Source organism: Brevundimonas subvibrioides (assembly GCF_027271155.1).
GTDB classification, from domain to species: domain Bacteria; phylum Pseudomonadota; class Alphaproteobacteria; order Caulobacterales; family Caulobacteraceae; genus Brevundimonas; species Brevundimonas subvibrioides_D.
The window spans coordinates 183,045-197,656 of the sequence record NZ_CP114542.1 but is presented as its reverse complement, the minus strand read 5'-3'; the positions used below and the strand labels follow the sequence as shown (position 1 = coordinate 197,656).

The window sequence follows — 14,612 nt, the reverse complement described above, 5'->3', positions numbered from 1 at the left end:
GTTGCCGACCACGACTTCATGACTTCCTCGATCAAGACAGTGGCCATCATCGGCGCAGGCCAGATGGGAGCCGGGATCGCCCAGGCCGTCGCGCTGGGCGGTTACCGCGTCAGCCTTTTCGACGTGGAGGCCGCCCGCCTGCCGGCCGCGATCGGCGCGATCGGCGCGAGCCTGGCCCGCCAGGTCGCGCGGACAACCCTTACCCAGGCCCAGGCTGACGAGGCCCTGGCCGCGATCGCGGGCATCAGCACCCTGGCCGAGGTCGGCAAGGCCGATCTGGTCATCGAGGCGGCGGTCGAGGACGAGGCGATCAAGAAGGCGGTCTTCGCTGATCTGGTCCCCTATCTAGGGCCCGACACCCTGCTGGCCTCCAACACATCCTCTATCTCGATCACCCGGCTGGCCTCAGCGACGGACCGGCCGGACCGGTTCATCGGTCTGCACTTCATGAAGCCCGCACCGGTGATGAAGTTGGTGGAGATCATCCGCGGCATCGCCACCTCGGCCACCACCTATGACGCCGCCGTCGCCTTCGCCGAGAGCCTGGGCAAGACCACCACCAATGCCGAGGACTTTCCGGCCTTCATCGTCAACCGCATCCTGGTGCCGATGATCAACGAGGCCATCTATGTGCTGTACGAAGGCGTCGGCAACGTCGCCTCGATCGACAAGGCGCTGAAGCTGGGGGCCAACCATCCGATGGGCCCGTTGGCCCTGGCGGACTTCATGGGACTGGATGTCGTCCTTGCGATCATGAACGTGCTGTACGAAGGCCTGGCGGACAGCAAATACCGGCCCTGTCCTCTGCTGGTGAAATACGTCGAGGCCGGCTGGCTGGGGCGCAAGTCCGGGCGCGGCTTCTATGACTATTCCGGCGACGTTCCGGTCCCCACGCGCTGATGGTCCGGTTCGACACACCGTCCAGCTTTCCCGGCCAGACCGCCGTCATCTGGCGTCGGACGCGCCCGGCCATCGCCCTGGCGATCCTTGCCGGCGTGCTGTGGCCACCCTTCATCCTGACGTTTCTGGTCTGGCCGCCACAGAACTGGCTGCCGGGTCGCGACTTCGATTTCCGCCTGCTGGCCGTGTTGATCGGTCTGGTCGGCGTGCCGCTGGGTCTGTGGCTGATCGCGCGGGAGCGTCGGCGGACCGGTCGTCCGGCCACGCGGCTGGGGATCGTCTGGCGGTTCATGCTGTACGGCGGGCTGCTGGCTGCTTCGCTGCAGGTCGTGCTGGCGCTGACCATGACCGTCCTGGGCTGGTTCGGATCGGCCAATCCGCTGGAGGCCGTCGGTTCGACCGAGACGGTACTGCTGATTTACGGCGTGGGCGGACTGCCCGTCGCCATCCTGGTCGGCGTCAGCTATGCCCTGTGGGCGGGGTTGTGCGCCGCCTACCTTGCCTTCACGCCCGCGCCGGAAATGGTCCGCGACCGTCTGGGCGTCATGAGACAGGCCCCGCGCCTCTGATCCCACCCGGGCGAATACGGTTTACGACGTCATGTTCCACGGCAAGGTGGCGACGTCATTTCGGGGGAACTGAACCATGTCCATGCCAGCCGAGGCGCTGAAAACCCCGACGTCCGGGCGCCTGACGCCCGTGACGCCGAAGGATCGCATCGTCCAGCTCGACATGCTGCGCGGCTGGGCGATCCTGGGGATCCTGGCCGTCAATGCCATGGCCTTCGCCTGGCCCATGGAGGCGGAAATGGCGACGGGCGATCCGTTCGGCCATACCGGTGGCGACGCATGGGGTCAGTGGGCGGTCGATGTCTTCTTCCAGGACAAGTTCCGCACTCTGTTCACCATGCTTTTCGGCGTGTCCGTGTTCCTTGTGGGAGGCGAGCGGCAAGACCGTGATCGGGGGCGTCTGCTGCGCCGCCGCCTGTTCTGGCTGGCGGTGTTCGGCCTGATCCACGGTGTGGCGATCTGGTACGGCGATATCCTGCTGCATTACGCCTCCTGCGGGCTGGTCATGCTTCTGGTCCGGTCCTGGAGCCCGGGACGACTGCTTTGGGCGGGTGGATCGATCTCGGCCGTCTGGATGCTCTTCGCGACGGCGGCTCCCCTTCTGCTGGGTGCCCTCGGTCCGGAACTCTCCGCCAAGGTGGCGGCCGGCTCCCCGGAGGTCACGATGGAGCAGATCAACGCCGCCGTCGCAGCCTATCAGGTCGGCGGCATGGCGCCCTGGATCGAGAACCTGAAGGCATGGGCCACCCTGGCCGTGATGAGCCTGTTCCTGATCCCGGTGTCGGTACCGCTGATGATGGTTGGCCTCGGTCTGTTCAAGAGCGGCTTCCTGACTGGCCGGGCGCCGGTCGCGCTCTACATCCTGTTCGTCGGCATCGCCGCGGCGATCCTGGCTGTCGACGGCTGGGCCAGCGCACCGGGCAGGATGCCCGCGAGCCTGCCGATCAACGGGCTGGACGATGCGGCCGGGGGTTTGGCGCCGCTGATCACGATCGGTTACATCTCCATGTTGCTGCTGCTCAGCCGTGTCGGGCTCAGAGTCTTCACGGACCGGCTCGTGCCGGTGGGCCGGATGGCCTTCACCAACTATCTGACGCAGTCCCTTGTCATGGCCAGCGTCTTCTACCTGCCCTGGGGCCCCGAATGGATGGGCACCCTGGGGCCTGCGGGCCTGTGGCCGATCGTGATCGCCATCTGGGCGCTGCAGTTGATCTGGTCCCCCTTGTGGCTGTCGGCTTTCCAGTTGGGGCCGCTGGAATGGGTCTGGCGATGCCTGACCTACGGGCGGCTGGTGACGATCCGCAAATAGGGGCCGGGAAAGAGGTCTGCGGCCGCGCGACCCTCGACCCTCGACCCTTCACGCTCTAGAAGCCCGGCCATGACCGACGCCGCGCCGCTCCCTGCCCGCCCCGAAGCCCGAAGCCCGCGTGGCTTCGCCGATCGCCGCGGGCCGGGCCTGATCGCCGAGCGCCGCATCGTCCAGCGGGTGTCGGAGGTCTATGAGCGCTGGGGCTTTGAGCCGCTCGACACGGGCGCGTTCGAATATGCCGATGCGCTGGGCAAGTTCCTGCCCGACGCCGACCGTCCGAATGAGGGGGTGTTCGCTCTCCAGGACGACGACGATCAATGGATGGCGCTGCGCTACGATCTGACCGCGCCGCTCGCCCGGTTCGCGGCGCAGAATTGGGAGACCCTGCCCAAGCCCTTCCGTCGCTATGCGTTCGGGTCCGTATGGCGCAACGAAAAGCCGGGGCCGGGGCGCTTTCGCGAATTCACCCAGTGCGACGCCGACACCGTCGGCTCCGACCGTCCCGAGGCCGATGCCGAGATCATCGCCATGGCCTGCGAGGGTCTGCAGGCGGCCGGGCTCCCGCCGGGCCAGGCCGTGGTCCGGGTCTCGAACCGGAAGCTGTTCGATGGTCTGTTCGAGGCCGGCGGGGTCACCGATCCGGCCCAGCGCCTGACCGCGCTGCGGGCGATCGACAAGTTCGACCGTCTGGGCTGGTCGGGTGTTGCGGCGCTTCTGGGCGAGGGCCGTCTGGACGAGAGCGGCGACTACACCCGGGGTGCCAATCTGCCGCTCGGCGTGGCCACGACGATCGAGGCCTTCCTGGGGTCCGCCGGCGACGGACAGCGCACGCGGGCCGCGACGCTTGATGCCATCGCCCGCTCCGGCGGGCTGGGCGCGGCAGGCGAGGCCGCGCTGGAAGAACTGGCCGGGATCGACCGGGCGCTGGGCGCCATGCGGGTGAGCCAGGATGCCGTCCGCTTCGATCCGACCATCGTGCGCGGGCTGGAATACTATACCGGCGCGGTGTTCGAGGCGGAGCTGTTGCTGGATACCACCGACGACAAGGGACGGCCCGTGCGGTTCGGCTCGATCGGCGGCGGCGGGCGCTACGACGATCTGGTGGCGCGGTTCACGGGCGAGTCCACGCCGGCGACCGGCTTCTCGTTCGGGGTTTCGCGACTGGCCTCGGCGCTCCGGGCCGCCGGGCGAACCGACGGCGCGACCCGGGGGCCCGTCGTCGTCATCGTTTTCGGCCAGGACGATATGCAGGCCTATCTCGATGCGGTTTCGGAACTGCGCAACGCAGGGGTCGCGGCCGAACTCTATCTGGGTCGGGCGGGCATGAAGGCCCAGATGAAATACGCCGATCGACGCGGTTCACCGGCTGTCGTCATGCTCGGCGGAGACGAGATCGCGGCGGGTCAGGTGACGATCAAGGATCTGGACGCCGGTCGCCAGCTGGCCGCCGGTGTCGCCGACAACGACGTCTGGAAGGCCGAACGACCCGGCCAGATCACGGTTGCGCGGAACGCACTGGTCGCCACCATCCGCCGCATTATCGACGCTTCTTCGATAACCTGACCCTCGAGCACCGACTTATCGACGATAAGTCAGAAAACCGTCTCAAAAGCCGTGCGGTTTGATTGACTTGGCCCCGGCCGATCGGTCATTTGAACCCACTCGAACGGCGCGGTGCCGCAAGGCGCAGCCGCTGGACGAAGGCGTTTCGGGGAGGAAACGTCCGCTCCACAGAGAGCGAGAAAGCCCGCTGCGATGTATCCCCCGCAGCGGGCTTTTTCACGCCCTGATCCGAGGGCGTCTCCCGATCACGCGCGACAGAATTCTAGGATGTCAGCAGCCCCTGCTCGCTCAGCGCATCCGCCAGCTCGCCCGGACCGGTCCAGAGCCGCGTATATCCGGCCTCGCCCAGGCGTTTCAGCTCCGTGACCAGATCCGCGCGGGGGGAGGCCGCAAATCGCGCGTCGAACCCGGTTCCGTCGGCGCTGATCCGGACCATCGGACGGCCGGTCTCCAGCCGGTGCAGAAAGCCTTCGGACAGAACGCCCGCCTCGTCCTTCATCAGCCCCGTCTCGACCTGAAGGCCCGCCTGGCGCAGCCGCTCGGTGCCCCGGCCCGAGGCGAACGGAGAGGGATCGAGCGCGGCCACCACCACCCTTGCGATGCCCGCTTCGGCCAGGAACTGCGCGCAGGAGGCGCGGCCCGACGAGCGCGCGCCACAGGGTTCGAGCGTCACATAGGCCGTGGCCCCGGCCACGCCGACACCGGCCGCGGGCACGGCCTGCTCCTCGGCATGGGGGCGGCCGCCCGGGGCCGTCGCGGCCTCCGACAGGACGACGCCGTCCTTGACGATCACGCAGCCCACGGCGGGATTGGGCCAGGTCTCGCCCATGCGGGCCAGCGCCAGGTCGATGGCCCGGCGCATGTGGATCTGGTCGGCTGCGGCGTCGCTCACGCGGGGAGTCCCGGCAGTGCGGTCGCCCGGTCCGCGTCCAGATAGCGGGCAGCGGTCGGCTTCAGCGTGGAATCGAGGTCGATCTCCAGCGGATTGCCGGTCGGGATCTCGACGCCGACGATCTGGTCATCCGGGACCGCGAACAGGTGCTTGACGATGGCGCGCAGGCTGTTGCCGTGGGCTGCGATCAGCACGTCTTCGCCCGCCGCCAGCCGGGGCGCGATCGCCGAGTTCCAGTAGGGCAGAACACGGTCCAGGGTGGTCTTCAGGCTTTCGGTGTCCGGAATGGCCTGTCCGGCATAGCGGGGGTCGGTCGAGAAATCCCATTCGCTGCCGGCCTCGAGGGCCGGGGGCGGGATGTCATAGCTGCGCCGCCAGATCCGGACCTGATCCTCGCCGTGAAGGCGCGCGGTCTCGGCCTTGTCGAGCCCGGTCAGGCCGCCGTAGTGCCGTTCATTCAGCCGCCAGTCGGCGATGACGGGCACATCCGCCAGGCCCGCCGCCTGCAGCGCCAGCGCCCCGGTGCGTTTCGCCCGCGTCAGGACCGAGGTGAACATGACCGCCGGTCTGAATCCAGCCCGGGCGATCAGGGTGCCGCCGTGCCGCGCCTGGGCCTCGCCTTCCGCCGTCAGATCGACGTCGACCCAGCCGGTGAAGCGGTTCTCGAGGTTCCACTGGCTCTGGCCGTGACGCAACAGGATCAGTCGAGGCATGGGGCGCGGGCTCTCCGAAGGCGGCCCACCGGGGTAGGGCGCACGCCCGGCCCGGTCAAGCGGCGGAAGACGCCCCGCAGACCGCCGCCCGGATCAGGTCGATCGACAGCCCCTCTCCCTGCCAGACCTCCCCGAACGCCGTCCGGTAGTCGTTGGAATAGATGGCCAGCGCGACCTTCAGGTCCGGCAGCAGGAAGTTGCGCACCTGGACCCCGCCGATCTCGCCATAACGTTCGACCAGCCGGGTCGTGCCGATGCAGGCCCCGAGATCGGGCGAGTACGACCAGACGCTGAGCGCGACATAGCCTGAGGCCGGGTCGCCCGTCAGCATCGCGTCGAGCGATGCGGCCGAGATCAGCCGGCCCTCGATCAGGGCCATATCGATCGTCAGCATGTCGCCTATCGTGCCGTACAGGCCGCCGGCGGGCCCGAAGTCGGCAAGCCAGATACGGGGCTCGACCGAGCCATCCTCCATCGTCGCCTCGACCCGGGGCCCCTCGGGAAGGGTCAGCGTCAGGCCCAGCGGTGCGCCGATGCGGCTGTTGACCAGGTCGAGAAAGGGCTGGCCCGTGACCGCCTCCAGCACCTTGCCCACCACGATGGTGTCGCAGTTGTTGTAGAAGAAGCCGGACCCCGGCTCGGCCCTGGCCGCCCCGCAATACTGCAAGGGGTCGCCGGGCGGGCCGTCGGGCGTCTCCAGCTCCGCCGCCAGGCCCGAGCGGTGCGACAGAAGCTGCCGCAGGGTGATCCTGTCGGCGTTGGCCACGGTCGTGCCGGGCAGATAGGTCGCAACAGGCGCGTCCAGGCTGATCGTCCCGGCATCGATCTGCTGGAACACCAGGATCGCCGTGATCATTTTGGACACCGAGGCCCAGCGGACCGGCGTTGACGGATCGGCCGGATAGAGGCCGTCGGATCGGGCGATGGACGCGACCCCGGTCTGGCCGTCCCGCGACACGCCAAAGACGCCGGCATAGCCCTCGAACGCCTGCAGCCGCGCCTGCATGGCCGCCAGCCCTTCGGCCGCCGTCTGCGCCCGGGCACCCGCCGCGCCGAGCGACAGGGCCAGCGCCAGGCCCGCGATCTTCAAAACCTTCATGCCCCGCATCCCCTCGAACCGCCCGGTGTCATCGCAGCCATACCACCGGTCGCGCGTTGTTGTCCGCCCCCCGGGCTGCGGCTATACCGCGCCCGTCGACCCAGCCCCTCGCCCAAGGACGCCCCATGCAGAAGCCCCGCCAGGACCTGGTCCCGAACACCTTCGCGTACGAGACCACCGCCCTGGTGAAGCCGACGGGGTTCCGCGAATACGACGCCCGCTGGATCCTGGAGAAGGAGATCAACCTCCTGGGCATCCAGGCCCTGGGCCTGGCGCTGGCGACCTATGTCCACGAGACCGGGGTCCAGCCGCGCATCGTCGTCGGTCATGACTTCCGGTCCTATTCGATCAGCGTCAAACAGGCGCTGATCCTGGGCCTTCTGGAAGGCGGGATGGAGGTGCTGGACATCGGTCTGGCCCTGTCGCCCATGGCCTATTTCGGCCAGTTCGCCCTGAACGCCCCCTGCGTGGCCATGGTCACGGCCAGCCACAACGAGAACGGCTGGACCGGGGTCAAGATGGGCACCAACCCGCCCGTCACCTTCGGCCCCGAGGAGATCGGCCGGCTGAAGCAGATCGTTCTCGAGGGCACCGGCGTCGCCCGGCCCGGCGGGCGTCTGGAGCGGGTCGAGAATTTCCGCGAACGCTACCTCCAGGAGGTCGTCGGATCGATCCGGCTGACCCGTCCGCTGAAGGTCGTTTGCGCCTGCGGCAACGGCACGGCCGGGGCCTTCGCGCCCGAGGCCCTGCGCCGGATGGGGGCCGAGGTGATCGAGATGGACACCGACCTCGACTGGACCTTCCCGAAATACAATCCGAACCCGGAAGACCACGCCATGCTGGTGCAGATGGCCGAGCGGGTCCGCGAGACGGGCGCCGACCTCGCTCTGGGCTTCGACGGCGACGGCGATCGCTGCGGGGTGGTCGACGACACCGGCGAGGAGATCTTCGCCGACAAGATCGGCCTCTTGCTGGCCCGCGACCTGTCGGCCCTGCACCCCAATGCCACCTTCGTCGTCGATGTGAAATCGACGGGCCTGTACAAGACCGACGCGGTGCTGGCCGCCAACGGCGCGACCACCGTCTACTGGAAGACCGGCCACTCCTACATCAAGCGCAAGACCGCCGAGCTGGGGGCGCTGGCCGGGTTCGAGAAGTCGGGCCACTTCTTCCTGGCGAACCCGATCGGGCGGGGATACGACGACGGCCTGGTCGCCGCCGCCGCCGTCCTGCAAATGCTGGACAGGAACCCCGGCAAGACCCTGTTCGCGCTGAAGTCGTCCCTGCCGGACGCCTGGACCAGCCTGACCATGTCGCCCCACTGCGACGACGAGATCAAATACGACGTCCTGGCCAAAATCGTCGCCGAATACGAAAAACTGGGGGCCGAAGGCGGCTCGATCCTGGGGCGCAAGATCGTCGAGGTCATCACCGTCAACGGCGCGCGGGTCCATCTGGACGACGGGTCGTGGGTTCTGGTGCGGGCCTCTTCCAACAAGCCGGAACTGGTCGTGGTCGTCGAATCCATGCGGTCCGCCGACGACATGCGCGCCCTGTTCCGCGAGGAGGTCAAACCCCGGCTGGCGGCCCACCCCGAGGTCGGGGCCTACAACCAGGAAATCTGAGAACCCCTCCGTCTGCTCGCAAGGGCTCGCATCCACCTCCCCATCCCTGCGGGACGGGGAGGAGACAGCCGTCTGCGCTCCCTGGCCGTTCGGCCGGGAGAGGCGGGGAAGCGGCGGAGCCAGGGCGATCTCGCCCGGGACCGTGGCGGACGCCGTCGCCGACGGCCGCCTGTAAAAGAGTTTCGGCGTGGTCGCCGTGGCTCCGCTCGACCGGTTTTCGCAAGCGTTCGGGGGCAGGATGTCTTGTGTCGGGAACGCCGGGGACCTTTCCCGGCGTCTCGGTTCTTCCCGATTCGTCCTTCTCCGACTCTCAGCCCACGACAGGCGACGACGCCCAGTGCGCCGCCGGACCCGGGGTTTCGCCCCGGCAACCCTGCGATCGACCCCGCCGCGCGTCCGGGTCCTGGGCCCAGGACGCCTTCCCCGTGCGACGGGACGGCAAGATCATAGACGGGTTTCCGATGCGGGCGGGTTCGAGGGGATGTTAAACCGGACGGGTGTTGAAATCGCAGGGCTTCTCGAAGCGAGCGCGGACAGTTCGGGTGGGCGAAGCGGACATTCCGTCCTCTCCCGTTCCGAGTTCAATCCGTCCGATGCGATCAGGTCTGAGGCGCGGCGGCGGCGCGGATGGCGGCGATGACCTCGTGGCTGCGGTTCTCGATCTGGCGGTTGGGAAAGCGGAGGACGCGAAAGCCCTGCGCTGCCAACCAGTCGTCGCGGGCGGCGTCCGCCTCCGGGTCGTCATGCTGCGGCCCGTCGGCCTCGACGATCAGCCGATGCCGGAAACAGACGAAGTCGACGATGTAGCGGCCGATGACCTTTTGCCGCCGGAACTTCAGCCCTTCGAGGCGGCGGTCCCGCAGCAGGGCCCACATCCGCCGCTCGTACAGCACCGGCGCGCGGCGCATCGCCTTCGCCCGCGACTGCAACCATTCGTTCGTTGGCTTCATGAGAACAAAGATAGAACAATGTTCGCTGGAAGTCGAATCAGCTGCCCTTCTCCCCTTGCGGGAGAAGGTGGCCGAGCGCAGCGAGGTCGGATGAGGGGTCACTCAGACGTCGAACCTGCGTCCTCCGCCGGATCCCTCACCAGCCCCTCCCGTGCGCCCCCTCATCCGTCAGCCTTCGGCTGCCACCCGTCGTCGGATCGCGCTGCGCTCCTCCTCCACCCGCAAGGGGAGAAGGGCGAGGGGTGCCGACCCCGACGCCTGGACGATGGTCCAGGAAAAGACCGACGGCTGCATCAAGGTCGTCATCAACCCCTAGCCGGGGACATCCGGCGGCGAGAAGACCGGAGGCCCCCGTGGAGACGCGGGGGTCGTCGTGTGTGTTGAGTGTGGAGGGCTGCGTCAAAACAGCCGAGTGTAGAGCTGGTCACGAGGTCGGGCTACAACCCGTACTTCCTTTTTAGCGTTGCAACAGAGAAAATTCTTACCTCAATATTTGCCTTGCTCATCATCTGAAACTTACGCAAGTGTTTCGCCAACAACGGCGTGACAACGTCATCCGCAACGACAAATACTGCGACTAGGAGGGGGGTCCCATCATAGGCCATCAGATTGATTTTTTCTAGAGAGGCAAATACTTCTCTTACGCGGCGCGCCAAATCTCCTAGCCGCCGTATTACCTTTACCTCTACGAAAGCGGTTCCGGACTTCGTTTCCAGAATTCCATCAACTACGGTCAGGCCGCCTCCAACAGCAGGCACCTGAAGATGTCGTCGAACCGCTGCGTCAAATTCCTTCTGGAGTTCCTGAAACGCTAAACCTTCCGCTAAATACAGATCGGCTATCGAATTTGATGCCGGCGGAGCGCTCACCGTTTCAGTGGGTCTTTCTGAGATTTCAACTGCGGTATCAATATCTGAGCCAGTCACCGCTGCAGTCGCTTCGCCTAGAGAGTCATCTTGGCTATCGATCGTTTCACTGCTTTGCAGTCTCGCCCCGAGGTCATCAGAGGCCGCTTGATTGCCATGGAATGCGTCGTCGGATCGGTAGTCTCCGGGGGCGTAAAGTTTCTTGTGATGATTACGAACTAACCAAGCAAAGACGACGAGTACAGCTACAGGAAACAAGACTATGAACCACACCATAATGGTCTGGTTGATTTTCTCTAGTCCAGATACTGTAGAGCCAAGCAGGAGTGCGCATATCCCGTAGATCAGGGCGATAAATATCGCGATCACCTCCAGCGGGTTTTTCGGCGACCATTTTGGCATGCCTGACATTCTATCTTTCGTCCCTTGGCGACCTTCCTTTCGGGCACCAAGATAGGTAGGATTGTCAAGCAGCTTGGGCTCAGTGGGCCGAGCTCGACAACCTTGCCGGAAGGAGCAGCGCTTGGCCTATTCGTTTGAAATCTATCGCGATAAGGCTGGAGAGTTCCGCGTGAGGTTTAAGTACAATAGTGAAACGTTATTCGCGACCGAGGGGTACTCCACCCGAGAGGGTGCCAAGAGAGCGATTGAAACCCTCAGAAAGCATGTTTCCGACGCCAGCGTTGCGGACCGCAGCGTATAGCGGCCCGGTGGTTCGCCCATCCCGCGACTGCCCCCGAAATACCGGATCACAAGCGGTGCAAGCCCTAATGCACCCGCGCCTTCCCGATCTCCAGCCCCTCCGCCCCCGCTGACACGGCGATCACCGAGCCGTCCTCCAACTCCCCGGCCAGCAGCTTCTTCGCCATCGGATCGACGAGGTCCTTCTGGATCACCCGCTTGAGCGGGCGCGCCCCATAGACCGGGTCGTAGCCCTTGTCCGCCAGCCAGGCGAGGGCGCTGTCGTCGATGGACAGGGTCAGGCGGCGGTCGGCCATCAGCTTTTCCAGACGGGCCAGCTGGATGCGGACGATGCCGGCCATCTGGTCGCGGCCGAGGCGGCGGAACAGGATGATCTCGTCGATGCGGTTCAGGAACTCCGGGCGGAAATGGGCGCGGACCGCCTCCATGACGTAGGGGCGCACGGCCTCCACGTCGTCGCCTTCGTTCTGGTTGGCCAGGGCGTCGGAGCCGAGGTTGGAGGTCATGATCAGTAATGTGTTCTTGAAGTCGACGACGCGACCCTGACCGTCGGTCAGGCGGCCGTCGTCCAGCACCTGCAGCAGCACATTGAAGACGTCGGGGTGGGCCTTTTCGACCTCGTCGAACAGGACGACCTGATAGGGGCGGCGGCGCACCGCCTCGGTCAGGGCCCCGCCCTCGTCATAGCCGACATAGCCCGGAGGGGCGCCGATCAGGCGGGAGACGCTGTGCTTCTCCATGTATTCCGACATGTCCATGCGGGTGATGGCGGTCTCGTCGTCGAACAGGAAGGCGGCCAGGGCCTTGGTCAGCTCGGTCTTGCCGACGCCGGTGGGGCCGAGGAACAGGAAGCTGCCCAGCGGGCGGTTGGGGTCGTTCAGGCCGGCGCGGGCCCGGCGGACGGCGTCGGCGACGGCCTCCAGCGCGGCGTCCTGACCCACGACGCGGCCGCGGAGCGCATCCTCCATCGACAGCAGCTTCTCGCGTTCGCCCTCCAGCATCTTGTCGACCGGAACCCCGGTCCAGCGGGAGACGACGGCGGCGATCTGTTCGGCGTCGACGACCTCGGGCGTCAGCGGGCCGCCGCCTGAGTTCTCGTCGGCCTCGGCCTGGGCGAGTTGCTTCTCGATCTGGGGGATCTGGCCATAGGCGATCTCGGACGCCCGGCCGAGGTCGCCGTTCCTCTGGGCCGCGGCCAGTTCGGCGCGGAGGCGATCCAGGGTCTCGCGGAGCTGGGCACCCTGTCCGACCTTGTCCTTCTCGGCCTTCCAGCGGGTGGTCAGGGCGTCGGATTCGACCTGCAGGTCGCTGATTTCATCGTCGAGTTTCTCAAGGCGCAGTTTCGAGGCGGCGTCGGTCTCCTTCTTCAGGGCCTCGCGCTCGATCTTCAGCTGGACCAGACGGCGGTCGATCTCGTCCAGCGATTCCGGCTTGGAATCGACGGCCATGCGCACGCGCGACCCGGCCTCGTCGATCAGGTCGATCGCCTTGTCGGGCAGGAAGCGGTCGGTGATGTAGCGGTTGGACAGGGTGGCGGCGGCGACGATGGCGCTGTCGCTGATGCGGACGCCGTGGTGGACCTCATACTTCTCCTTCAGGCCGCGCAGGATGGAGACGGTGTCCTCCACGCTCGGCTCGTCGATGAAGACCGACTGGAAGCGGCGGGCCAGGGCGGCGTCCTTCTCGATGTATTTGCGGTATTCATCCAGGGTCGTGGCCCCGACGCAGTGCAGCTCGCCGCGCGCCAGGGCGGGCTTCAGCAGATTGGAGGCGTCCATGGCGCCGTCGCCCTTTCCGGCCCCGACCAGGGTGTGCATCTCGTCGATGAACAGGATGATCTGGCCCTCGGCGGCCGTGACCTCGCCCAGCACGGCCTTCAGCCGCTCCTCGAACTCGCCGCGGTATTTGGCCCCGGCGATCAGGGCGCCCATGTCGAGCGCCATCACCGCCTTGTCCTTCAGGCTCTCGGGCACGTCGCCGTTGACGATGCGGAGCGCCAGCCCCTCGACGATGGCGGTCTTGCCGACGCCGGGCTCGCCGATCAGGACGGGGTTGTTCTTGGTACGGCGGGCCAGGACCTGGATGGTGCGGCGGATCTCCTCGTCGCGGCCGATGACGGGGTCGATCTTGCCGTCGCGGGCGGCCTGGGTCAGGTCGCGGGCATAGCGTTTCAGCGCCTCATAAGCGTCCTCGGCCCCGGCGGAGTCGGCGGTCTTGCCCTTCCTGATATCGGCGACGGCCGCATCCAGCCTGTCGGCGGTGACGCCGGCGGATTTCAGGGCCTCGCCGGCCGGGCCGCCCTCCCGCGCGATGGCGGCGAGGATCCGTTCGGTGGTGACGAAGGCGTCGCCGGCCTTCTTCGCGGCGGCCTCGGCATGGGCGAAGACCCGGGCGGTGGTGCCGTCCAGATAGAGCTGGCTGCTGGCGCTCTCGACCTGGGGGCGCTTCTTCAGCAGGGCCTCGGCGGCGTCGGTCGCTTTCGCGGGATCGCCGCCGGCCGAGGTGATCAGGGTGCGGGCCAGACCGTCGCGCTCCTCCAGCAGCACCTTCAGCAGGTGCTCGGGCGCGAACTGCTGGTGTTTGCGGGCGAGGGCCAGCGACTGGGCGGACTGGACCGCCTGTTTGGCGCGGTCGGAATAGAGGTCGAGGTTCATCTGCATCCCCATGAAGGCGGAAGGGTTTCAGGCGCCCTCACACGAAGCGACGCCCTGGTCTGAAAGACAGGTGGTCGCGGGCGGGGGGGCGCACAAGGGGGCGGATGGCGCTAGGGTCCCGTCATGCCCCACGCCCTCTGGCCCGTCGATCCGTCCGTGATCCTGCCGTTTCTGGTCGCCGTGTCGCTGATCGAGCTGACACCGGGGCCGAACATGGGCTGGCTGGCCCTGGTGGCCGCGGGGCGGGGGCGGACGGCCGGGCTGGCGGCCGTGGTGGGCATCACCCTGGGCCTGGCCGTCTGGATGCTGGCCTCGGCCTTCGGCCTGACGCGGGTGCTGCTGGTCTGGCCGCTGGCGTTTCAGGTCATGCGTTGGGCGGGGGTGGCCTTCCTGCTGTGGCTGGCCTGGGACGCCTGGCGCGGCGGCGGGGCCGGGGCGGACCGGACGGATGACGGAGGGACGCGGCAGGCGCTGTTCCTGCGGGGACTGACCGGCAATCTGCTGAATCCCAAGGCGGCGGTCTTCTACGTCGCCCTGTTGCCGACCTTCATCCGGCCCGACCACGGCCCGGCGCTGACCCAGGCCCTGATTCTGGGAACCCTGCATCTGGCCGTCGCCGTGATCGTGCACGCCTCTATCGTGATGGGGGCCGCGCGGGTTGCGGGGATGGTCGGCGGCCAGGCCCGGGGCGGCCGGGCGCGGGGAGCGATGGCGCTGGGGGTCGCTGCCGTGGCGGTCTGGATGGCGTGGGAAACGCGCGGCTGAACCGG

The 14,612-nt window shown here is 67.3% G+C and carries 13 protein-coding genes; 7 read left to right on the top strand and 6 right to left on the bottom strand.

What is annotated here, in order from left to right; translation table 11 throughout:
• Window positions 1-18: 18 nt before the first annotated feature.
• From O3139_RS01035 to hisS, 4 genes are all read left to right on the top strand, one after another.
• Window positions 19-900, top strand: a complete 882-nt coding sequence (locus O3139_RS01035) for a 3-hydroxybutyryl-CoA dehydrogenase (RefSeq protein WP_269515043.1) — start codon at window positions 19-21, stop codon at window positions 898-900.
• On the top strand, window positions 900-1,469 hold the full coding sequence (locus O3139_RS01030) for a phthalate transporter (protein ID WP_269515042.1): 570 nt from the start codon (window positions 900-902) through the stop codon (window positions 1,467-1,469). Before O3139_RS01035 ends, O3139_RS01030 begins: the two co-directional genes overlap by 1 nt.
• A gap of 76 nt (window positions 1,470-1,545) precedes the next feature.
• Window positions 1,546-2,778 (top strand): DUF418 domain-containing protein, encoded by a 1,233-nt coding sequence (locus O3139_RS01025; RefSeq protein WP_269515041.1) that lies wholly within the window; start codon window positions 1,546-1,548, stop codon window positions 2,776-2,778.
• Between the two features lie 69 nt (window positions 2,779-2,847).
• Window positions 2,848-4,341, top strand: a complete 1,494-nt coding sequence (gene hisS / locus O3139_RS01020; protein WP_269515040.1) for a histidine--tRNA ligase — start codon at window positions 2,848-2,850, stop codon at window positions 4,339-4,341.
• A 262-nt stretch (window positions 4,342-4,603) separates the two neighbouring features.
• Here hisS and O3139_RS01015 read toward each other — a convergent pair whose 3' ends face one another.
• From O3139_RS01015 to O3139_RS01005, 3 genes are read right to left on the bottom strand one after another with little or no spacing between them, the layout of a single operon-like run.
• Window positions 4,604-5,233: a bifunctional diaminohydroxyphosphoribosylaminopyrimidine deaminase/5-amino-6-(5-phosphoribosylamino)uracil reductase RibD gene (locus O3139_RS01015; RefSeq protein ID WP_269515039.1), complete on the bottom strand. Its 630-nt coding sequence runs from the start codon at window positions 5,231-5,233 to the stop codon at window positions 4,604-4,606.
• Window positions 5,230-5,946 carry a 2,3-bisphosphoglycerate-dependent phosphoglycerate mutase gene (locus O3139_RS01010; RefSeq protein ID WP_269515038.1) on the bottom strand — a complete coding sequence of 239 codons (717 nt, stop codon included), beginning with the start codon at window positions 5,944-5,946 and terminating at the stop codon, window positions 5,230-5,232. Before O3139_RS01010 ends, O3139_RS01015 begins: the two co-directional genes overlap by 4 nt.
• A gap of 55 nt (window positions 5,947-6,001) precedes the next feature.
• Window positions 6,002-7,045 (bottom strand): serine hydrolase domain-containing protein, encoded by a 1,044-nt coding sequence (locus tag O3139_RS01005; RefSeq protein ID WP_269515037.1) that lies wholly within the window; start codon window positions 7,043-7,045, stop codon window positions 6,002-6,004.
• A 125-nt stretch (window positions 7,046-7,170) separates the two neighbouring features.
• Between O3139_RS01005 and O3139_RS01000 the strand changes: the two genes are divergently transcribed.
• Window positions 7,171-8,670, top strand: a complete 1,500-nt coding sequence (locus tag O3139_RS01000) for a phosphomannomutase/phosphoglucomutase (RefSeq protein WP_269515036.1) — start codon at window positions 7,171-7,173, stop codon at window positions 8,668-8,670.
• 599 nt (window positions 8,671-9,269) lie between these two features.
• On the opposite strand, the gene O3139_RS00995 is transcribed toward O3139_RS01000, so the two are convergent.
• Together O3139_RS00995 and O3139_RS00990 are read right to left on the bottom strand one after the other, a co-directional pair.
• The gene (locus O3139_RS00995) at window positions 9,270-9,620 is read right to left on the bottom strand and encodes an endonuclease domain-containing protein (RefSeq protein WP_269515035.1); all 351 of its coding nucleotides are present in this window, start codon (window positions 9,618-9,620) and stop codon (window positions 9,270-9,272) included.
• Between the two features lie 437 nt (window positions 9,621-10,057).
• Window positions 10,058-10,897 carry a hypothetical protein gene (locus O3139_RS00990; RefSeq protein ID WP_269515034.1) on the bottom strand — a complete coding sequence of 280 codons (840 nt, stop codon included), beginning with the start codon at window positions 10,895-10,897 and terminating at the stop codon, window positions 10,058-10,060.
• A 112-nt stretch (window positions 10,898-11,009) separates the two neighbouring features.
• On the opposite strand from O3139_RS00990, the gene O3139_RS00985 reads away from it, so the two are divergent.
• Window positions 11,010-11,189 (top strand): YegP family protein, encoded by a 180-nt coding sequence (locus O3139_RS00985; RefSeq protein ID WP_269515033.1) that lies wholly within the window; start codon window positions 11,010-11,012, stop codon window positions 11,187-11,189.
• 64 nt (window positions 11,190-11,253) lie between these two features.
• On the opposite strand, the gene clpB is transcribed toward O3139_RS00985, so the two are convergent.
• Complete coding sequence (gene clpB, locus O3139_RS00980) at window positions 11,254-13,842, bottom strand: ATP-dependent chaperone ClpB (protein ID WP_269515032.1); 2,589 nt, start codon at window positions 13,840-13,842, stop codon at window positions 11,254-11,256.
• 123 nt (window positions 13,843-13,965) lie between these two features.
• Between clpB and O3139_RS00975 the strand changes: the two genes are divergently transcribed.
• On the top strand, window positions 13,966-14,607 hold the full coding sequence (locus O3139_RS00975; protein WP_269515031.1) for a LysE family translocator: 642 nt from the start codon (window positions 13,966-13,968) through the stop codon (window positions 14,605-14,607).
• The last annotated feature ends 5 nt before the right edge of the window (window positions 14,608-14,612 follow it).